The sequence below is a fragment of the Alkalispirochaeta americana genome, from assembly GCF_900156105.1.
Classification (GTDB): domain Bacteria; phylum Spirochaetota; class Spirochaetia; order DSM-27196; family Alkalispirochaetaceae; genus Alkalispirochaeta; species Alkalispirochaeta americana.
Genome location: NZ_FTMS01000005.1, coordinates 1 through 19,375 on the forward strand (window position 1 = coordinate 1; position 19,375 = coordinate 19,375).

Sequence of the window (19,375 nt, forward strand, 5' to 3'; positions counted from 1 at the left end):
GCCGGAGGCGGCGAGATTCTTCAGGCTCTGACCCAGATGAGGGAGATGACCGGCTCGGTTCAGGGTGGATCGGGGGAGATGAAATCGGGGAACGAGCAGATGCTCACGGCCATGCGGAACGTGAGCGAGATCACCCTGCGCTCGCGCGACGCCATGGATACGATCATTGCCAGCGTGGAGCAGATCAGCGCCGCCATCGGCGATATCTCCAGCGTGAGCGATGTAAACCATTCCCAGATCGAGGAGATCCTCCGGGCCACGGGCGAACTCAAACTGGCATCGCGGGACACCCTGGCATCGCAGGAAAAAGAACAGGAAGAAGAGCAGGAAAGAGAAGCCCGTCAGAAAAAACAGCCACGGCGCAAAAAAAAGACCCCCCGGGACGAAAAGGCATCCTGAAGCGCTCCGGGCTCCGGTTTTTTCCCTTGACCTATCCCGAAGCAAAGCCGTATCATGGTGCGATTACTCGTCAATGCGTAGTTTTCAATTCACAGGTGGCAAAAAGGAGAAAACATGCGGCTTTTTTTTAGAGATTTTCGTGCTTTGGCAATTACGGTAGGTACCGCACTTATCATAGGTGGTCTTTTCATTTCCTGCGGTGGCGCCGAGACAGAGGGAGAACATCCGGCAAAACGGGACAACGCCGAGACTCTGGTGGTCGGAATGCCCGGGGACCCCCGCTCCCTGGACCCTCACCGGACAAACGACCAGCCCTCAAGTCGTGTGAAGAAGCAGATCTACGATACCCTGATGTACCAGACGTCGGACCTTACCGTAACGGGCGATGGCCTTGCCGAGTCCTACGAGGTGATCAGCCCCACGGAGTTTGCCTTCACCCTGCGCCAGGGAGTTCTCTTCCATAACGGAGAAGAGCTGACTTCGGAAGATGTCAAGTTCACCTTCGAGCGCATGAGGGAGCTGAACGCCCCCGCCGCCTTCCTGGTGAACGCCCTGGATCGGGTAGAAATTATCGACGATTACAACTTCGTCATGCACCTCTCCTTTCCCTTTGGTCCCTTCATCACCCATCTGGCTCACCCTGCAACGGCTATTATAAACAAGAAAGCTGTCCTGGAAGCCGGTGATAACTATGGCAGGAATCCTGTTGGAACCGGTCCTTTTGCGTTTGTGGAATGGCGCTCCGGAGACTCCCTGACGCTCAGGCGCTTCGATGATCATTTCCGCGGTCCCGCCGCCAGCGAGCGGGTTATCTTCCGGATTATAACCGAGGACACCCAGCGAGCCATCGCACTGGAAACGAGCGAGGTCGACCTGATCTATGACGTGGGACCCAACGATTTTCGTGACCTGGCTGCGATTGAAAACGTTATCGGTTTTCAAACCTCGGGCCTCACGACCTTCTACATGGGATTCAACGTCGGCAAAGAACCCTTCGACGATGTGCGGGTCCGACAGGCTATCAACCTTGCCCTGGACGTGGAAGCCGCAACACAGGTTGCGTTCCGCGGCTACGCAACCACCGCCAAGGGACCTCTGGCACCTACCGTCCAGTTTGCGAACACCGATCTCCCCGGCTACGGTTATGACGTGGAACGAGCCAAAGCGCTTTTGGCCGAGGCGGGGTATCCCGACGGGTTTTCCACCTCGATCTGGACAAACGACAACCCCGTGCGCGTAATGTACGCCGAGATTTTCCAGGAACAACTACGCGCTGTGGGTATCGCGGCCAGCATAGAGATTGTTGAGTGGGCTCCTTATCTCGACAGAACCGCCCGGGGCGAGCATGACATGTTCATGCTGGGCTGGGTTGCCGTGACGGGTGATGCCGACTATGGTCTGTACTCCCTCTTCCACTCGGAAGAGTTTGGCGATGCCGGAAACCGCACGTTCTGGGCCCACGAAGAGGTGGACCGCCTCCTGGTGGACGGAAAAACAAACCCCGATCCCCAGGCTCGTGAGGCAGCGTACCTCCAGGCACAGAAGATCATCTTTGAGGAAGCTCCCTGGACTTTTCTGGCCTTCCGCGATGAGCTGAATGCCACCCGCGATTATGTCCAGGGCTTCCAGCCCCACGCAGCGGGTCACCATATCCTGTACCAGGTATACAACAACTAGGTCGTATCCGGTTTCATCCCGCCCCCCTCATGTGGGGGGAGCGGGTCTGGCCCCGCCGATTCCCGGCCGGGGCTGAACTGTTCCAGTGACGAGGGAAGGCCTCACAAAAAAAACCTGATCCCCTCCCGGAAATCCCGCGAAGTCAGGTTCTTTCTGTGATTTGTTCCCCCGACACCCCACATGGGTACATGCAGGGAACGGCCAGGACGTTCCAATACACAGGCCAAGGCAGGAGAAGATGTATAAATATATCCTACGACGCGTATTATTGCTAATCCCGGTGATGCTGGGAGTTTCCTTTGTGGTCTTCACGATCATGTTTTTCACGCCGGGAGATCCGGCAAAGTTACTGTTGGGAGAACGAGCCCCGGAAGCCGAGGTACAAGCCCTGAGAACCCAAATGGGCCTGGATGATCCCTTTGCAATTCAGTACGGCCGGTTCCTGTTTAATGCCCTCCGGGGAGATTTGGGACGTTCTCTTGTAACGCGGCAGCCCGCTGCAATGGAACTCTTCAACCGCTTTCCCGCAACCCTCCTGCTTGCCGCAGCGGGAGTGCTTGTGGCCGTACTTATCGGAATACCGATTGGCATTGTCTCGGCGACCCGGCAGTATTCTCTTTTCGATACTTTTTCCATGATTTTTGCTCTCATCGGCGTGTCCATGCCCAACTTCTGGCAGGGAATCATGATGGTCCTCCTTTTTTCGATCATGCTGCGCGTGTTGCCCTCCAGCGGCTACGGCACACCGGCTCATCTGGTCATGCCGGCGCTTACGATCGGCACCAGCTCAGCAGCAACGATCACGCGAATGACCCGCTCCAGCATGCTCGAGGTGGTCCGTCAGGATTATATTCGCACAGCCCGGGCCAAGGGCCTCAGCGAGCGGGTTGTTATCAACCGCCACGCTCTGAAAAATGCCCTGATCCCCATCGTGACTGTGGTGGGGCTCCAGTTTGGATACCTCCTGGGAGGAGCCGTTCTCACAGAGACGATCTTTTCCTGGCCGGGCGTGGGCCGCCTTATGGTGGATGCCATCCGCCAGCGAGACTACCCTGTCGTGCAGGGAGGGGTTCTCCTTCTGGCCCTGACCTTCAGCGTAGTGAATCTCTTTGTTGACATTCTCTACGCCTATATAGATCCCCGAATCAAGGCGCAGTACAAATAACGAGGACGATAGAATGAAATCTGAAACACCCGAATCCCGAAACTCCACAGACCCACCGCTTCTGAAAACGGATTTGCTTGAATCGGACAGCCTGGAAGCGGAATCCCTTCTCCACGATCAATCCCACTCCCCGGGAGAATCCCCGGAAGGGCAAAACCCTCCTGCAATAAAGGCCTTCACTGCCCACCGAAGCCAATGGGCAGAGGTCTGGCGACGGCTGAAACGGAACCGCATGGCCATGGCAGGGCTCGCTGTAATCGGGTTAATCATTTTTACCGCCTTTTTTGCCGAGATAATCGCTCCCTACGGGTACCGGGAACAGAATCTTGCCCGTATCGCCGATCCTCCAAGCCGTGAACATCTCCTGGGCACAGATGATTTGGGACGAGATATCCTCTCGCGGATCATTTTCGGCGCGCGAGTATCGCTTCAGGTCGGCTTTGTGGCCGTTAGTATCGCCCTGGTTGTGGGGGGAACACTGGGCGCGCTCTCGGGCTTCTACGGCGGCAATGTGGATAATGTGGTGATGCGATTCATGGATGTGTTACTGGCAATCCCCTCGATACTCCTGGCCATTGCCATCGTCTCCGCCTTCGGAGGCGGTCTGGTAAACGTAATGATCGCCGTGGGAATTTCAAATATTCCTGTCTACGCGCGAATTGTGAAGGCCTCGGTTATTTCCATAAAAGAACAGGAGTTCATCGAGGCGGCCCGGGCGGTGGGAGCCAGCGATTTCAGGATCATTACCAAGCATATCCTTCCAAATTCCATGGCGCCTATCATCGTTCAGGGAACTTTGGGGGTAGCCATCGCAATTCTCTCGGCCGCAGGTCTGAGCTTTATCGGCCTGGGCATTGAACCCCCTACCCCTGAATGGGGAGCCATGCTCTCGTCAGGCCGCCACCTCATCAGAAGAAGCCCCCACGTGGCAACATTTCCTGGCCTGGCTATCGTGATAACCATCTTTGCGTTGAATCTTCTCGGCGACGGTCTCCGGGATGCTCTCGATCCACGACTGAAGCAGTAGGAGGTTGTTATGAGCGACACCTTGTTGGAGATCAAAAATCTCAACGTTACGTATTCCACCCAGGAAGGGGTGGTTCAAGCGGTGGAAAACCTCGACCTCACCCTGAACCGAGGAGAAAGCCTGGGACTGGTGGGGGAAACGGGAGCCGGGAAAACGACTACCGCTCTTTCCATCATGCAGCTTGTCCCTGCGCCCCCAGGCAGGATAGAGACCGGGGAAATATGGTTCGACGGTGAAGATCTGCTGAAAAAGCGTATCGAGGAGATGCGCAGCATCCGGGGAAACCGGGTCTCCATGATCTTTCAGGACCCCATGACATCGCTGAACCCGGTCCTCACCGTGGGATTCCAGATCACCGAGGCGATCACCCTGCACCAGAACCTCACGGCAAAGCAGGCCGAACGGCAGGCCCGGGATATGCTGAAACTGGTAGGAATCCCTGAAGGGCGTGTCGATGACTATCCCCACGAGTTTTCCGGAGGGATGCGGCAACGCGTAGGTATCGCCATGGCGCTCTCGTGCAATCCGAAACTTCTCATCGCCGATGAACCCACCACAGCCCTGGATGTTACGATTCAGGCCCAGGTTCTGGACCTGATGAAACGCCTGCGCGAAGAGTTTGGCACGTCGTTGCTTCTCATCACCCACGACCTGGGGGTTGTTGCCGAGGTCTGCGATTCCGTGGCAATCATGTACGCTGGTTCAGTGGTAGAACACACGACCACGCCTCGTCTCTTCGAAAACCCCCGACATCCCTATACCCAGGGACTCTTTAACTCGATCCCGAGTCTGGATGAAGAGGTTCCCCGCCTGAACCCCATCAGGGGACTGATGCCTGACCCTACCGATCTACCCTCGGGGTGCCGTTTCCACCCTCGCTGCCCCCAGGCTATCCCCCTGTGCAGCACCAGAACTCCGGCCCGCACCGACCTCACCCCGGATCATCACGTTCAATGCATGATCTACGAAGGGTTAGTTCCGGGGGCCAACGGGCCAGACCCCAGGAAGGAGAATAACTAGTATGGATGCAGCTACGCAGAAAGATCCGATTCTCTCGGTTCGAAACCTGAAACAGTTTTTTGAGACAAAGCGCGGAACCCTCAAGGCGGTGAACGATATCTCCTTTGACATCTATCCCGGAGAGACTCTGGGCATAGTCGGTGAAAGCGGTTGCGGAAAATCAACTACAGGCCGATCTGTACTCCGCCTGGTGGAACCCACCGGAGGGAGCGTGGTCTTTCAGGGACAGGAGATAACAACCCTTTCACGGCGAGAGGTTCGAAGCTTCCGCAGGGACGCACAACTTATCTTTCAGGATCCCTTTGCTTCTCTGGATCCCCGGATGAGCATCGCTGCCATCATCGCCGAGCCCTTTGAGATATTTAACCTCTATTCCCGGGCTGAACGGGTTGAACGGGTTCAGGCGCTGATGTCACTGGTGGGACTCAGCCCCCGCCTGGCCAACGCCTTCCCCCACGAGCTTGACGGGGGACGACGCCAGCGCGTAGGCGTGGCACGAGCCCTGGCGCTGGACCCAAAGTTCGTCGTCTGTGACGAGCCTGTCTCGGCCCTGGACGTCTCAATCCAGGCCCAGATCCTGAATCTTATTCAGGATCTCCAGGACCGTCTGGACCTGACCTATATGTTTATCTCTCACGACCTCAGCGTGGTCCGCCACATAAGCAACCGCGTGGCGGTAATGTATCTGGGAAAGATCGTCGAGATAACCACGTATCATAAAATCTTCACCGAACCCCGCCATCCCTATACGAAGGCGCTCTTGTCGGCAATACCGATTCCCAAGGTAGGGGCCAAGCGCGAGCGGATTATCCTGGAGGGAGATGTTCCCAGCCCCATCAACCCGCCCAGGGGGTGCATTTTTTCCGGCCGCTGCCCCTTCGTGATGGACAGGTGCAAGGAAGCGCCTCCTGAACTCTACGAGACAGAACCGGAACACCGCGTGGCATGTTTTCTGGCCCATAACGTGGCGGAAACCCCGGATCAGAGTGATACCTAACCCTGTGGGGGCTTTGAGGACTCTGGGGCGACGCACCTGGAAATCCCCACGCGCCCTGCGAGCAGGAGGAGTGTTTCCTCTCTAACCGAAGCGATGCTCTACGGGGACGCCCAGGGCCTGGGCAAGCGTCCGGGCCAGTTCCTTGAGGCTCTCCCGATTGCGGAGAGGCTCCGTCTGAAGAAGCAACGTTTCCCGGGAAGCCGCGTCGCCTGAATCGGGTCCCGACGGATCGGGCGCAAGTTCCAGAAAAAGCTGTGCATAGCCCCGCTGGAAGGGTGCAGAACCAGCACGGCGGGAGCCGATCAACTCCCCCGGAGCAGCTGCTGCATCGGGGTCGAAGGGAGCGCGCAGTCGCACCAGAACCCGCTCCACCCGGGAGAGGCGGTAACGGCGGACCCGACACAGAAAAAACACCCCTACCCCTGCGACGATCTCATCCGACGAAGGAAGAAAACTCCAGAACTCCTGGTAGAGCGCTGCACCAAAGGATAGGAGGGCCAAAAATCCCACAACACCGCGAACCTCGCCGTCGTAGAGAATGACCCCGAGGAAGATCATTGTCAGGAGGACAAAGAACGCCCTCCACCCCCAGCCGAGACGCAGGGCAAGCCCCCCCGCCGGGAGGGACCTCGGCGCAAGCCGATAGACCGTCACGAGGCTACAACACTCCCTTGGTAGAGCGCACCCCCTTCGAGGGGAGATACGCCGCTCCCAAGGCTCGACCGGAAGCCTTGAAAAGAGCCTCTGCAAGATGATGACCGTTCAGACCGTAGCGGCCGAGAATATGCAGATTAATCCGGGCATTCTGGGCAAACCCGGTGAAGAACTCCCTCACCAGGGCCAAATCAAACCGGCCCGCCCAGGGCTGGGGAAAGGAGACCTGGTAGACAAGATAACTCCGCCCACAGGCATCGACCACCACCTCGCCCAGGGAATCGTCCATGGGAACCAGAGAATGGCCGAAGCGCTCCACCGGGCCAAACTGTTCGGTTACACGGGAGAAGAGCGTTCCCAGGACGATACCCGTATCTTCGACGGTATGATGATCGTCGATCTCCAGATCGCCCTTGGCCCTGATCTCCCCCGCAAATCCGCCGTGAAAGAGAAACGCCTGGAGCATATGATCAAAAAAGGGTATTCCTGTATCCACGGAAATCACCCGGTCCCGGAACCCCTGGCTCGGTGAGCCCGACTCCTCCTGAGGCGGCTCCCGAAACGGCTCCGGAAACGTAAGGGATGCAAAAATATCGGTCTCTTTGGTGGTTCGCGAAACTTCCAGATTTCGTACCATGATCTTCTCCTACCAGGAACGGAAGCGGGTTTGAACTTCCGAGAGTCGCGGAGGATCTGCCCCGGCACGACTACAGGTTTTTGCCGCCACAGCTCCGGCAAAGCGGAGCATCTCTTCAAGCTTTTCCCGGCCCAACTCGCCCACCGACTGCTCATTCAGGGCATCCGAATGATAGAGCCATGCCAGAAGAGCCGCATGAAAGGAATCGCCTGCACCAATCGTATCGGCCACGGAGGCTTTCTCCGCCGGCACCTGCACGGAATGGTCCCGCGAATAGGCCCGGGATCCCTGACCTCCCTCGGTAACGATCACCAGTGAAGGCCCCTGGGCCAGAAGAGTCTGCGCACTCTCGGCCAGATCGGAGGAGCCACTCATCCAGAGGAGATCCTCGTCACTCACCTTGACGATGGTGCTGGCCAAAACGGCCCGGCGAATACGCTGGCGATAGGCATCCTCATCGGCTACCAGGGAAGCCCTGATGTTTGGATCGAAGGAGACCACGCACCGGCCCCGGCAGTGCTCGGCCAGAGAAAGAATGGTCGACCCCACGGGATCAGGAATCAGCGCTATCGATCCAAACTGGATCGCCTGGGTTGATTCCGGAAGCTCGGGAAGATCCTCTGGCTGCAACAGTCGGTCTGCAGATCCTTGGGCAAAGAAGGCATACCGGGCCTCACCACGGTCGTTTTTCTTTACAAAGGCCAGCGTAGAGGGGGCATCGTCACGCACGACCAGATCGGTGGCAACACCGTTCTCGACAAGGCCCTGCATGAGCTGATCACCAAAAAAGTCACGGGAAATTCTTCCGAAGAACGCCGCCGGAGCCTCAAGGCGGGCCACGGCGATTGAAGCGTTATAAGGAGACCCTCCAGGAGCGGGAAAAAAGGCGGTTCGTCCACCGGCATCCCGAACGGGTATAAAATCGATTAAAGCTTCTCCAGTGTGAATAATCATGCCTGACATGATACGCGAGGATGGGCTGTACCGCAACGGCTGATTAGTCGCTATACTGTAACAGGGGGCAGAACTTTTTCTGAAAAAGCACGCGAAGGCCCGGGCGGGAATGACCGGAGGAGTTGCCCCGATCTGTACAGGCACTGTACTGCGATAGAAACAAAAATACAGAGAGGACAAGACCGTGCCCAGCCATATCAGCCATGCCCTCTTGGCAGAATCCTGCATTGAATCTCTTGAGAAGAACCCGCGAGGCATCCCCCGGGAACTTCTGCCAGACACCCCCCACTTGCGTTCGCTGGCAGTGCTGGGTGCCCAGGGCCCCGATATTTTTCTGCATAACCACCGCCGGAAACCCCGGGCTTTCCGCTACGGAGCGATCCTGCACCGCAAGGGGAACGCCCGCGTCCTGGCGAGCCTGGCCCTCACGGCGGGAACATCCCGGGAGAGCACCGCCAAAGAGATCCTGTCCCTGCCTGCCCGGGAGCTCGCAGCCTTCTCGCTGGGCTATATCAGCCATGTCTGGCTCGACCGGTTTGTTCATCCCTTTGTGAATTACCGCTCCGGCTGGCGCGGTGTTCCCGACAAGCACCCCGACCGGCCCGCCATGCATGCCTTCCTGGAGCGGATCATCGATATCCAGCTTCTGCGCCTTCTGCGAAATCAGAGTGTTCAGGAGTACCGCTTTCTGGATCGGATATCTCCTCAGCGGCATCAGCTGGTTTTCCTCAGAAAATCCGTGGCCCGGGCGATCCAGGATTCTCTCCGGAGCGCCGGCGATGATCGGGAACTGGAGCGACGAATTGCCAACGCCCTCTACGACAGCCTGAGTTACTACCGTTTCACCGAGTCTCCCGGAGCTGAATATTTTTCCGTTGGCCGTGCGCGAGAGCGGGCGGGTCTCATAACGCCCCGCTGGCTCTCGGTTGTTCACCCTCCCGAGGAGCTGCTCATTCTGGACGGCTTAAACCGGGACCAGGCCCCATGGAAACACCCCTGTGATCCCAGCAGAACCAGCAATGCCACCGTACCATCCCTCTTCAACCGGGCCCAGGCTCGAACCCTGGAGGTCTTTGGCCTCTGGGTTTCGCTGGTCCTGAAAACAGCCCCCCCGGAGAAGATGATCCAAACCCTGGGAGAGGAAAATCTGAATGATGGCATCTCCGGAGATCCTCCCTGCAGGAAGATCCACTGCGACCCCCTTCCTCTGCTCTCACTCTATCACCAGATCAAAAGTGCCTTTGACAAATAATACCCCGGGATGACTCCCGAAATCCCGAGGGCCCCTCCTCGCCGCCGATGACAAGGCAGGTTTCGTCCATGCCAGGAGACAGCTCGTCCCGAATCATCGCCACCGGCGAAACCAGACCTGCCGGGATACTCTGATCGGAAGCACCCCACAGGGGACCAAACCATTGGCGCTCACTCCCCCGCGCCCACCGGGAGGCCTCGGGTGCTCGGCGAAGAAACTCCCGGGAGTCACCCCACCAGTAACGGGGCAACCCCTGACACCGGGAATCGGAGAGGGGCTGGAATATCACCCCCCGAAGCGAGACAATCCGCCGGTCGGGCCTGGGAATGCTTCTCTCGGTCAGGGCTTTTTCTCCCTCGGCGGTCAGGCTCATCTCCCGCTGGTGGTTGAGCATGTGGGAGACCTTCTGGTCCAGCCGCTCCTTGAGGTCTCTCCCGATATAACGCGAGAGGTCGTTCCCTGCCCCCGGCAGGGAGAGGTAGTACTTTACCGCTACTTCCAGATGAAGGATCTCTCCCGCCCAGTTCAGAATAAAATCAAGCTCCCCTATCGAGCGCCGGGAAGGGGACCGTCTTCCTCCCCTCGTCTCCCGACGATAGACGGGAATATCCGATCCCAGGAGTTCCACCAGGGGGTCCATCTTGAACCACCAGGCGAGGAGTCGTTCGAAAAGAAGCCCCCGCCGTCTCCCCACAAAGGGAGCAACCCATTCTCCAAGCGGTGAGGGATCCTTGTCCAGGGCCGACAATCGGGGCGAAACTCTCTCCCAGCTTGCCAGCAGATCTTCCCTGGACAACCAGTGGGAGGGATCGCTCACCAGACAGGGACGATCCCCTCGTGTTTCCCGATCGTCTGATCCCGGAGGCCAGCTCAGATCCAGCACGGGCGCACACAGGGCCGCCCAAACCAGGTCCCTCACCAGGGGGGAGGAGAATCGTTGAAACTCCTCGGGAGGTATCAGGGTCACCGGGGGGGCTCGGGATCATAGGCAAGAACCGGTGCAAGAAGCCTTTCAGCCTCGGCGCAGGAGATTCCCTTCCGGAGAGCCCAATCGGCAACCTGATCACGCTGGATCTTACCCACGCTGAAATAGCGGCTCTCGGGATGGGAGAAGTAGAACCCGCTGGTGGCTGCAGCAGGAACCATCATGTAGCTCTCGGTAAGAGAGATGCCCAGTTTCTCCGCCTCCAGAAGCGAAAAGAGCATCTCCTTGTCCTGATGATCAGGACAGGGAGGATACCCCGGGGCAGGTCTGATTCCCTGGTACCGCACTGCCAGAATATCCTCCTGCGAAAGGTTCTCCCCAGGGGCGTATCCCCACCATGTTCTCCGCACCTCCTGATGGAGTTTCTCGGCAAAGGCCTCGGCCAGCCGGTCTGCCAGGGTTTGTGCAAGGATTGCATGGTAGTCGTCACCCTCGGCGCGGAATTTCTTGAGATACTCCTCCAGCCCCAAACCGGCACAGGTACAGAAGCCGCCAATGTAATCGGGAATATCCGATGATTCCTCCGTCAGATAATCCGAGAGCGAGAGGGAATAGGGAACCCGCTCCTTTCTCTTCTGCTGACGCAGGGTATGCCAACGAGCGATCACCTCCCGGCGGGATTCATCGCGATATATGTTAATGGTATCCGTGGCTGTACGGGCCGCAGGATAGAGAAAAACCGCCCCGGCAGCGCGAGGGAGGCCAGAAGCGATCATGTCGTCGAGCATATCCTGGGCATCCTGGTAGAGTTTGCGCGCTTCGGCTCCCAGGCGGGGATCATCCAGGATATGGGGAAACTTTCCTGTCATCTCCCAGGCAACAAAGAAAAAACTCCAGTCGATGTAGTCCCGAAGCGACTCCAGCGGATAGTCGGGAACGTGTTTGACCCCCACCATGGCTGGTTTCTGAGGAGGCCTGGAGAAATCAGGCCGAAATCGTCTCTCCCGAGCCTCTTCCAGGGAGAGGAAGGTTTTGGCACGGCTTCGCTCCTCCCGCTTCTCCCGCTCCTTCTGGTGCCCCCGGGCAACTTCCCGGGCAAAGGATTCCCTCGATTCTGACGAAAGAAGATTCTTGACGATTCCCGCCGCCAGCGAGGCATCTTTCACATGAACCACCGGCGCCGAGGGATAGGCCGGCGCAATTTTAACGGCCGTGTGAACCCTGCTGGTAGTGGCGCCCCCCAGGAGGAGGGGGATTTTCATTCCCTGGCGTTCCATCTCCTGGGCGAGAAAAACCATCTCCTCCAGGCTGGGGGTGATCAGCCCGGAAACCCCCACTATATCAGCCGCCTCCTCCCGGGCCGCCCGGAGGATATCCTCGGCAGGAACCATCACCCCCAAATCAATGATCTCGTAGTTATTGCTTGCCAGAACGACACTGACAATGTTTTTCCCGATATCATGAACATCACCCTTGACCGTGGCCAGGATAATTTTTCCCCGGGCCGAAGAACCCTCCCCCGAAGCCTTTTCCTCTTCGATGAAAGGAGCAAGGTAGGCCACGGCCTGTTTCATAACACGAGCGCTCTTCACTACCTGGGGAAGAAACATCTTCCCTTCACCAAAGCGTTCACCCACAATATTCATGCCCGCCATGAGAGATTCCTCGATAACCGACAGCGCTCGCGGCGCCCTTTGTCGGGCCTCCTCCACATCCTCCTCGATCCAGCGGGTGATGCCCTTCACCAGGGCGTGAGCCAGACGATCGTCCAAAGGAGCATCTCGCCACTCCAAATCTTCGGTTTGAGCTGTCTTCCGTCCGGCGTAACTCTCGGCCAGCTCCAGAAGCACCTCCGTGGCATTACTGGTCCGATTCAGCACAAGGTCTTCCACAGCGGCACACAGATTCCGGGGAATCTCGTCGTATACTGCCAGTTGCCCGGCGTTGACAATCCCCATGGTCATTCCCGCCTGGAGAGCGTGGTACAAAAAGACAGCGTGAATTGCCTCCCGAACGGCATCCATGCCCCGGAAAGAAAAACTTACATTGCTCACTCCCCCCGACACTTTTGCCAGAGGCAGATTTCCACGGATCCAGCGGGTTGCCTCAAAAAAATCAAGAGCGTAGTTTCGGTGTTCCTCGATGCCCGTACCAATGGCAAAAATATTGGGGTCAAAAATGATATCCTCCGGAGGAAACCCGACCTGCTCGACCAGGATTCGGTAGCTTCTGCGGCAAATATCCCGCTTCCGATCAAGCGTATCCGCCTGCCCCTCCTCGTCAAAGGCCATCACCACCGTGGCCGCCCCGTAGTCAAGGATCGTCCGGGCCTGGTCAATGAAGATCTTCTCTCCCTCTTTCAGGGAGATTGAGTTCACCACGGCCTTCCCCTGGACACAGGCTAACCCAGCCTTGATCACAGAGAACTTGCTGGAATCAATCATGACGGGAACTCGGGAGATATCGGGCTCCGATGCGATCAGATTGAGAAAGCGCACCATTTCACGCTCTCCATCGATCATGGCCTCGTCCATATTGATATCGATGATCTGAGCTCCCCGCTCCACCTGCTCCCGAGCTACGGCAAGAGCCTCCTCGTAGAGCCCTTCCCGGATCAGACGAGCAAACTTCCGGGATCCCGTGATGTTGGTCCGCTCCCCCACGTTCACAAAGCCCGTCGCTTCCGTTACCTCCAGGGGTTCCAACCCGGCCAGGCGCATCGTACGGGGGTTTTTTCGGGGCTTCCGAGGCGGGATATCCCGACAGACCTCCACGATCTGCCTGATATGTTCCGGTGTGGTTCCGCAACAGCCTCCCACAATATTCAGAAGCCCCTCCCGGGCCATCTCTTCGATCACCGAAGCCATTGCTCCGGGGGTGTGGTCGTACTCGCCAAACTCGTTGGGCAGCCCCGCGTTGGGATGGATACTCAGGGGATGTTCCGCTACACGAGCCAGGGCCTGTGCGTGCTGACGCAGCTGATCCGCACCCAGGGCGCAGTTAAGCCCCACCGAGAGAGGATTCCCGTGCCGGAGAGAGTAATAGAAGGCCTCTACGGTTTGACCCGAGAGGGTGCGGCCACTCTGATCGGTGATAGTCCCCGAGATCATCACCGGTACAGGCTGAGTCCGTCCGCGATTGCAGGATGTTATTGCGTGAAGAGCCGCCTTGGCGTTGAGGGTATCAAAAATTGTCTCCACCAGGATAAGATCTGCCCCACCCTCGAGGAGACCCTCCAGGGCGTTCGCGTAATCCTGAGCCAGATCCTGAAAGGTGATCGCCCGATACCCGGGATCGTTCACATCGGGAGAGAGAGAGAGGGTCTTGCTGGTAGGACCCAAAACACCTGCTACAAGACGGGGGCGATCGGGCGTTCGTTCGGTGTACCGGTCGGCCGCAGTCCGAGCTATCCGAGCGCCCTGGCAGTTCAGATTCCGCACAAAGACCGGGTCCTCGAGACCATAGTCACTCTGGGAAACGCTGGTGGCATTAAACGTGTTCGTCTCGATAATATCGGCGCCAGCGGCAAGAAAACTCTCGTGAATTGCCTCCACCTCTCCGGGAAGTACCAGCGAGAGCAGATCGTTATTCCCCTTGAGCTGACCGGGAAGATCCCGGAAAAGCTCCCCCCGGTAGTCCTCCTCGTTCAGACCAAGCTTCTGAATACTGGTCCCCATGGCTCCGTCCAGAAAAAGGATGCGCTCCTGCATGACCTCTCGCAAACCCTGAAATCGATCGTTTCCCATGTCCTGATCACCCCTTCGCTGGCAGATTATTCACGTATTTCACAATCAAGTATGACAAAAGGAGCTATCTCTTTCTACTGCCGCCAGGACCAGGTGCCGGCAGGATCAGATTCTGCCGGAAGATTCAGGTTTTTCGGCAAGACCATTTCTGATACAGTATTGCCATGACAGAACCACTCTTCTATCAGGACCCCCTGGCGAGCACCTTCCAGGCCCGGCTCATTGAAATCTCCCGGGACCGAAAAGAACTCATTCTGGACAGAACGCTTTTCTACCCCCAGGGAGGAGGACAACCCGGCGACCAGGGGACCCTTGAGAACTATTCCGTGATAGACACCCAGAAAGATTCCGACGGGCGTATCATTCATATCCTGGAATCTCCTCTTCCTGGCGGAGTATTAACGGAAACTATCATGACGGGGAAACTGAACTGGGAGTTCCGCTTTGACTATATGCAACAGCATACAGGACAACACCTTCTCTCGGGAGCGCTTTTCCGTATCGCCGGAGCAAATACGGTAAGCGTCCATCAGGGAACAGAGACAACCACCATAGAGATCGACCTCCAAACCCTCTCCCGGGAAACCCTGGAAGCCGTGGAAGATGAGGTGAATTACCAGATTCGCTTGAACGCACCAGTGAAGACCTTTACCGTGGATCACCAGGAGCTCCACGCCTATCCCCTGAGGCGCCCCACGAACCGCACCGGGATAATCCGTCTGGTGGAGATTGAGGGTATTGATCGTGTTGCTTGCGGCGGCGTACACCTTCCCCGGACGGGACTTCTGAACCTGGTACAGACCGTGGGTAGCGAGACGATCCGCAACCGCCTGCGCCTGGCCTTCAAGATCGGCAACCGGGCACTCCGTGACTACCGGGAAAGCCATCGCGGGATCTCCCGAAGCGCCGATCTCTTCTCATGCCGCCCCGGGGAGGTTCCCCACCGCATCAAGGCCGCCCAGGAAGAGCTTCAAGACCTGCATCGCGATCTTCGCCTCCGGACCGAGGCTCTAGCTCAGCACATTCTGAAAGAAACAGGCTCCCCCGAGAGACCTCGGGAACTGCTTCTTGAGGATGAGCCCGAGGACCTCCTGAAAGCTCTGGCCGAGGCGGCCTGCGATGACCCGCAACGCCGGATCATTCTGGTAAACCGTCGCAGAAATGAAGCTCTCTGGGCGATCGTGGTGGGAGAAACGCACCCTTTTCCACAGGAAGAACTCCGCAAGAATGTCCTGACTCCACTCCAGGCAAAGGGCGGTGGCAAACCGCCTCTCTGGCGCGGCGCTCTTCCCGACGCATCTCCCGAGAGGGTCCGAAAAATGACCACAGCCTTCCTTGATCTGTGGCCCTGAACGCTACCGGTTTTCAGGCAACAAGATAGGCATAGCCCAGCAGAGCCCCGAAAAAGATGGTCATGAAAACCGTGACCTGATTGAAACTGAACTTGAAAACCCTCACCGCCTGAAGAAGACTTCCAATCCGGCACACCAGATAGCGGTAGGTTACCAGCGCCAGTACCAGGGTAGCTGCGAAGATCGCAATCTTTTCCGGGGCCAGCGCACCACCAGTGGCGAGGGCTGGCCCGAAGAAGAGCTCCACCGCAGCGCTGCCGAAGAGTCCCCCCGCCAGACACGCTCCGCCGAAGAGGAGCGATACCGTTGCTACATAGGGATCCCGGGGTGAAGGAGTGGTTGCTGGAGGATCGCCAAGCAGAATGGTCGAGTACTTCACAAAGGAGAGGATCGTCCCAAAGTTGATCAAATACAGCCCCAACTCGGCGGGACTACCCTGGAGACCCTGATGAATAAAATACTTGGAAATGCTTCCATTGAAAAAGGGAGCCCCCGTGATCCCCAGGACCCCCGCCACGGTGGCAATCCCCACAGCGGGCATCCGCCGAAGAACCCCCCGGATCTCCCCGTAGGAACGCGTTCCGTATTCTTCGATGATAATCCCTGCCGTGAGAAAGAGCACTCCCTTGAAGAGCGCATGGTTGATCATGTGATACATCCCGCCCCAGAAGGCGACCTGGGATCCCATATTGAGCCCCATCACGATCAGCCCCACCTGACTCACCGTATGATACGCCAGGATAAGCTTGATATCCTTCTGGGCGATCGCCAAAAGAAAACCTGCCGTGGAAGTGAGAAACCCCAGGACCATGAAAAAGAAGTGGGCATCCACCAGGGGGAGGAAGACCTGCCCCAGACGCACCAGCAGGTACACCCCCACCTTTACCTGAACCCCTGAAAGGACCGCTGAGACGATCGCCGGAGCGCTGGCAGCACCATGGGCACGGGGAAGCCATCCAAAAAGCGGAAGAAGCGCCGATTTGAGGGCCACGGCAGTCATGATAAGCGCATACGGCACAAGCCCCGCCCGGGGATCATCAAGAAGAACCAGCCGTCGATGGATCTCTTCCAGGTCCAGAACCCCTGTCAGGCGATAGAGATAGCCGATTCCCAGAAGCATGAAAGCCATGGCGATAAAGTTCATCATCAGATAGAGCATGGCATCGTAGACAGCCTGCTTTTCCTGTTTGTACATGATGAGAATCGCGATAGCGAGCATCCCCAATTCCATGAGGACGTAAATGTTAAAAAGATCCCCGCTGAGGAAAATCCCCAGAATAGCCGCCTCAAGAACCATGAAGAGGAAGAGAAAGGTCTTGTCCCGATAGGTCCCGCGGGTGCTGAAGAGGAAGACCCCGGTAAAAAAGACTGCCGTCAGCAATACCCAGGGAGCCGACAACTGATCCGCCCGCAGGGTAATCGCCACAGGAACGGGCCAGGAAGCCAGACTCTGGACCACTGCCCCCTCCCAGCGAACCTGCCGGAACAAAGCCAGCGCTGCCAGAGTAAGAACCCCATTGGCCGCGAGAAGCACATTCTGATACCAGACGCGGGGAAGCGCAAACGCCACAGCCCCCACAAGGACCGGGAGAAGAACAATTGCATGCAGAGTCATTCCGAAAGACACCCTCGACACGATCAGACCCAGGAGTTCCATGACTACTTCTCCAACCGCCTGATCAGAATCTTCCAGTCCGCCGTGCCATACCGGTAGGCCACTCTCATATACATGGCCAGACACATGGCGACAACCGAAACACCGATAACGATAGCCGTAATCATCAGCGCCTGGGGAAGAGGATCGGCCATCTGCCCGGGAGGAGTTCCCGAAACGGGAGGCCGCGCACCTTCCTGGTAGTTTGCCATCATGAAAAAGGTAATCGCCGCGACATCCATAATCCCCACGGACATAATCGTCTTGATGATATTACGCTGGGTCATGGCTCCGTAGAGCCCCAGAAAGAAGAGCGCCACCGCCAGATCAGAAACGGTTAGAGCTTCTATAAACGCCATGTTTTCCCCGTACCCTCAAAGAAAGCGAAACGCAATACCGCCACCCCCACACCAAAACCAACCTGAATACCTATGAGCAGATCCATCACTGTCAGATAGAGAGGGCGAAACCGGGGATAGCTGTGGAGTAATCCCGGGAAAAGCACCACCACGGGGGCGATCAGAATAAGGGCGAGAAAGACTCGCTGGTACCGGTGAAGATCCTCACTGTTTATATCATCTCGGGGAGAGACCACGTACCGGGCGACCAAGAGCGTTGCCAGAACACTCCCCCCCTGAAACCCTCCCCCAGGCGTATAATGGCCGTTGAGAATTACATAAAATCCCAGAAGAAGAATAAAAGGATACAGAAAACCGATCACCACCTGCAGAATCAGGGATTGCTCGGCCAGATCGGAGTTACTCATCGGCATCGCGCAGCTCCCGGGACGTGGGCAAAAATTGTTTCATTCCGATGATCGCCGTCAGCAGAATCAGGGCCTCGAACATCGTATCGTACATGCGGTAGTTGAGAAGAATCGCGGCGATCGCATTGTGCGCTGCCGTGTCTCCTTCGAAGGACTCGGTGATGTACAGAAAGATCGTAGGCTCCATCTGTTCCTGATGGAGATTCCCCACAGCAGTAACGCCGAAAAAGACGGTCACAACCAGGAGCGCTGACAAGAGATACCTCACTGTTCCTCCTCGGGATCGTAGCGCACCACCCGGACCCCCGCCTCGGTACCGTGAATCCGGAACATCAACTCCAGTTCTTCCAGGGCGAAAGTATCGCGAGAGCCATAGAGAACGATCTCGTCCTGCTCCTCCACGATAACCAGATCGAAGGAGGAACCCCGAAGAGCCTCGTCCAGGGTCGCCTCCGAGAAAACCACCTGGGGCTCCATCTCGCGAAGTTCGAAAAAGTGCCGTATCTCCCGGAGAGCACGGCTTCGTTCCAGATAGTTTACATAGGCATCGGTCATGCGATACCGGTGCCCCTCGGCCAGGACCGCGATGGTATAGACCTTGTTTCGTTTCAGGGCAGCCAGATAGAGGAGCGTCACCAGACCACTCCCGATCACCGCCTCGGCAATGGCCAGCTCCGGCGCAGCGTAGAGCACGTAGAGGAACGCTCCCAGAAGCGAGAAGACCGCCAGATAGATGACGGCCCGCCGCAGGAGCGTACTGTGGATGGCCAAAGCCGCAAAGACCCCCATGAGAAGAATCGTTCCTGTCTCAATCACGGGGCGCTTCCCTTGTCGTAACGGTGCGGGCACGGTACCCGCTGATCCAGGCGGAACGGACGATTGCGTGGGCACCGGCAGAAACGGTAAGAAGCTCGAAAAGCAGGATCAGCAGGAGCTTCAGCGAGACCGGAGAAAAACCGGACAGAAGAATTGCCCCGGCGATAACCGTCATGAATCCAAGGGCCTCCACCTTGGAGGTCACCACAACACGCGCGTAAAATCCATCCAGCCGAAGCACGGCGTAAACCCCGAAGAGGGTGATCAGAAGCCCGAGAACCATGATTGTCTTGCCCAGGAGAGGAACCAGATCCAGCACGCTCACCGAAGCTCT

At 57.5% G+C, this 19,375-nt stretch carries 19 protein-coding genes; 8 read left to right on the top strand and 11 right to left on the bottom strand.

Translation table 11 applies throughout. From position 1 onward, the window contains the following. The 6 genes from BW950_RS15070 to BW950_RS04780 all read left to right on the top strand — a co-directional run. On the top strand, positions 1-399 hold a 399-nt coding region (locus tag BW950_RS15070), incomplete at its 5' end, for a methyl-accepting chemotaxis protein (protein ID WP_159438720.1). Positions 400-513: 114 nt separating this feature from the next. Continuing rightward, positions 514-2,076, top strand: coding sequence for an ABC transporter substrate-binding protein (locus BW950_RS04760; RefSeq protein ID WP_076488157.1), 1,563 nt, complete (start codon positions 514-516; stop codon positions 2,074-2,076). Between the two features lie 238 nt (positions 2,077-2,314). Further along, the gene (gene nikB, locus BW950_RS04765) at positions 2,315-3,241 is read left to right on the top strand and encodes a nickel ABC transporter permease (RefSeq protein WP_076488158.1); all 927 of its coding nucleotides are present in this window, start codon (positions 2,315-2,317) and stop codon (positions 3,239-3,241) included. A gap of 13 nt (positions 3,242-3,254) precedes the next feature. Further along, complete coding sequence (locus BW950_RS04770; protein ID WP_083943731.1) at positions 3,255-4,268, top strand: ABC transporter permease; 1,014 nt, start codon at positions 3,255-3,257, stop codon at positions 4,266-4,268. 9 nt (positions 4,269-4,277) lie between these two features. Continuing rightward, on the top strand, positions 4,278-5,288 hold the full coding sequence (locus BW950_RS04775) for an ABC transporter ATP-binding protein (protein ID WP_076488159.1): 1,011 nt from the start codon (positions 4,278-4,280) through the stop codon (positions 5,286-5,288). A gap of 1 nt (position 5,289) precedes the next feature. Then, entirely contained in the window at positions 5,290-6,285 is a 996-nt protein-coding gene (locus BW950_RS04780) for an ABC transporter ATP-binding protein (RefSeq protein ID WP_076488160.1), read from the top strand. A gap of 81 nt (positions 6,286-6,366) precedes the next feature. Here the strand turns inward: BW950_RS04780 and BW950_RS04785 are convergent, their stop codons facing one another. Genes BW950_RS04785 through BW950_RS04795 form a run of 3 tightly spaced genes read right to left on the bottom strand, consistent with a single transcriptional unit; the run spans position 6,367 to position 8,530 of the window. After that, positions 6,367-6,939 (bottom strand): hypothetical protein, encoded by a 573-nt coding sequence (locus BW950_RS04785; protein WP_076488161.1) that lies wholly within the window; start codon positions 6,937-6,939, stop codon positions 6,367-6,369. A 4-nt stretch (positions 6,940-6,943) separates the two neighbouring features. Next, a complete protein-coding gene (locus tag BW950_RS04790; protein WP_076488162.1) occupies positions 6,944-7,576 on the bottom strand; it encodes an imidazoleglycerol-phosphate dehydratase in 633 nt (210 codons plus the stop codon). 9 nt (positions 7,577-7,585) lie between these two features. Then, positions 7,586-8,530: a carbohydrate kinase family protein gene (locus tag BW950_RS04795; protein ID WP_076488163.1), complete on the bottom strand. Its 945-nt coding sequence runs from the start codon at positions 8,528-8,530 to the stop codon at positions 7,586-7,588. Between the two features lie 184 nt (positions 8,531-8,714). Here BW950_RS04795 and BW950_RS04800 point away from each other — a divergent pair, with 184 nt between their 5' ends. After that, positions 8,715-9,782 (top strand): zinc dependent phospholipase C family protein, encoded by a 1,068-nt coding sequence (locus BW950_RS04800; protein WP_076488164.1) that lies wholly within the window; start codon positions 8,715-8,717, stop codon positions 9,780-9,782. Here the strand turns inward: BW950_RS04800 and BW950_RS04805 are convergent. Both BW950_RS04805 and metH read right to left on the bottom strand, forming a co-directional pair. Beyond that, complete coding sequence (locus BW950_RS04805; protein ID WP_076488165.1) at positions 9,760-10,749, bottom strand: DUF1853 family protein; 990 nt, start codon at positions 10,747-10,749, stop codon at positions 9,760-9,762. The genes BW950_RS04800 and BW950_RS04805 overlap by 23 nt on opposite strands. Further along, on the bottom strand, positions 10,746-14,453 hold the full coding sequence (metH, locus tag BW950_RS04810) for a methionine synthase (protein WP_076488166.1): 3,708 nt from the start codon (positions 14,451-14,453) through the stop codon (positions 10,746-10,748). Before metH ends, BW950_RS04805 begins: the two co-directional genes overlap by 4 nt. Positions 14,454-14,617: 164 nt before the next feature. Between metH and BW950_RS04815 the strand changes: the two genes are divergently transcribed. Continuing rightward, a complete protein-coding gene (locus BW950_RS04815; protein WP_076488167.1) occupies positions 14,618-15,805 on the top strand; it encodes an alanyl-tRNA editing protein in 1,188 nt (395 codons plus the stop codon). A 13-nt stretch (positions 15,806-15,818) separates the two neighbouring features. Here BW950_RS04815 and BW950_RS04820 read toward each other — a convergent pair whose 3' ends face one another. From BW950_RS04820 to BW950_RS04845, 6 genes are read right to left on the bottom strand one after another with little or no spacing between them, the layout of a single operon-like run. After that, positions 15,819-17,420 carry a complex I subunit 5 family protein gene (locus tag BW950_RS04820; RefSeq protein ID WP_076488281.1) on the bottom strand — a complete coding sequence of 534 codons (1,602 nt, stop codon included), beginning with the start codon at positions 17,418-17,420 and terminating at the stop codon, positions 15,819-15,821. A gap of 44 nt (positions 17,421-17,464) precedes the next feature. Then, the gene (locus BW950_RS04825) at positions 17,465-17,818 is read right to left on the bottom strand and encodes a sodium:proton antiporter (RefSeq protein ID WP_076488168.1); all 354 of its coding nucleotides are present in this window, start codon (positions 17,816-17,818) and stop codon (positions 17,465-17,467) included. Further along, complete coding sequence (locus BW950_RS04830; protein WP_094336451.1) at positions 17,806-18,225, bottom strand: MnhB domain-containing protein; 420 nt, start codon at positions 18,223-18,225, stop codon at positions 17,806-17,808. The genes BW950_RS04825 and BW950_RS04830 overlap by 13 nt, the downstream gene beginning before the upstream one ends. After that, complete coding sequence (locus tag BW950_RS04835) at positions 18,218-18,493, bottom strand: Na(+)/H(+) antiporter subunit B (protein ID WP_076488169.1); 276 nt, start codon at positions 18,491-18,493, stop codon at positions 18,218-18,220. Before BW950_RS04835 ends, BW950_RS04830 begins: the two co-directional genes overlap by 8 nt. Further along, positions 18,490-19,041, bottom strand: a complete 552-nt coding sequence (locus tag BW950_RS04840; protein WP_076488170.1) for a Na(+)/H(+) antiporter subunit B — start codon at positions 19,039-19,041, stop codon at positions 18,490-18,492. Before BW950_RS04840 ends, BW950_RS04835 begins: the two co-directional genes overlap by 4 nt. After that, the gene (locus BW950_RS04845; RefSeq protein WP_083943736.1) at positions 19,034-19,366 is read right to left on the bottom strand and encodes a cation:proton antiporter; all 333 of its coding nucleotides are present in this window, start codon (positions 19,364-19,366) and stop codon (positions 19,034-19,036) included. The genes BW950_RS04840 and BW950_RS04845 overlap by 8 nt, the downstream gene beginning before the upstream one ends. Positions 19,367-19,375 lie beyond the last annotated feature (9 nt).

Bases quoted from the DNA above. Each gene is read 5' to 3' on its own strand.
- BW950_RS04770 (WP_083943731.1), top strand. From the start codon at position 3,255: ATGAAATCTGAAACACCCGAATCCCGAAACTCCACAGACCCACCGCTT.
- nikB (WP_076488158.1), top strand. From the start codon at position 2,315: ATGTATAAATATATCCTACGACGCGTATTATTGCTAATCCCGGTGATG.
- BW950_RS04780 (WP_076488160.1), top strand. From the start codon at position 5,290: ATGGATGCAGCTACGCAGAAAGATCCGATTCTCTCGGTTCGAAACCTG.
- BW950_RS04815 (WP_076488167.1), top strand. From the start codon at position 14,618: ATGACAGAACCACTCTTCTATCAGGACCCCCTGGCGAGCACCTTCCAG.
- BW950_RS04825 (WP_076488168.1), bottom strand. From the start codon at position 17,818: ATGGCGTTTATAGAAGCTCTAACCGTTTCTGATCTGGCGGTGGCGCTC.
- metH (WP_076488166.1), bottom strand. From the start codon at position 14,453: ATGGGAAACGATCGATTTCAGGGTTTGCGAGAGGTCATGCAGGAGCGC.
- BW950_RS04795 (WP_076488163.1), bottom strand. From the start codon at position 8,530: ATGATTATTCACACTGGAGAAGCTTTAATCGATTTTATACCCGTTCGG.
- BW950_RS04775 (WP_076488159.1), top strand. From the start codon at position 4,278: ATGAGCGACACCTTGTTGGAGATCAAAAATCTCAACGTTACGTATTCC.
- BW950_RS04830 (WP_094336451.1), bottom strand. From the start codon at position 18,225: ATGAGTAACTCCGATCTGGCCGAGCAATCCCTGATTCTGCAGGTGGTG.
- BW950_RS04790 (WP_076488162.1), bottom strand. From the start codon at position 7,576: ATGGTACGAAATCTGGAAGTTTCGCGAACCACCAAAGAGACCGATATT.
- BW950_RS04760 (WP_076488157.1), top strand. From the start codon at position 514: ATGCGGCTTTTTTTTAGAGATTTTCGTGCTTTGGCAATTACGGTAGGT.
- BW950_RS04820 (WP_076488281.1), bottom strand. From the start codon at position 17,420: ATGACTCTGCATGCAATTGTTCTTCTCCCGGTCCTTGTGGGGGCTGTG.